Genomic DNA, 459 nt, shown 5'->3' with positions numbered 1-459 from the left:
TGCCAAATTCCAGCTGCATACCGTGCAGAGCATTAATTTGCGCAGTTCTGAACTTCACCAGTTGACTGCGAGAACGATGTAGCATCAGCACTGACTGCTGCTCTTCTTATTGTCTTACCGGGTTGTTGTACCGCCATCCAGATAGCACGGGCATCCATCACGTCGTTTTTGTTACCCATGACGAAGGCCTTGACGAATTTCGCCTGGAGTAATTTGACGGCATGTCCCCGTTTTTCCAGCTCACGAGCCCAGTATTGGGAACCGCCGCAGGCCTCCATGCCAATCAGGCAAGGTTCGCAATTGCTGAAGAACGCCAGAAAATCCTGCCGACGCAGCTGTTTATCAACCACTTCACCACTGTGCTCATTGAGGAAGTGAACCTGAATCAGATGCTTTGCTATATCAACGCCCGTTGGGATATATTTCATGCGGTGGCTCCTCCAGTCTCAGGAAGCTAAA

Annotated in this window: 1 pseudogene; it reads right to left on the bottom strand. The window is 50.3% G+C overall.

Annotated elements, in window-relative coordinates:
• Positions 1-428: pseudogene (locus tag AC2A1E_RS24315) on the bottom strand (IS110 family transposase); the annotation flags it as partial.
• Positions 429-459: the final 31 nt, after the last annotated feature.

The sequence above is a fragment of the Serratia sp. HNCC26DJ206 genome (genome assembly GCF_057180605.1).
Note: the sequence above shows the minus strand (reverse complement) of the source record. Positions and strands in the feature narration are given on the sequence as shown.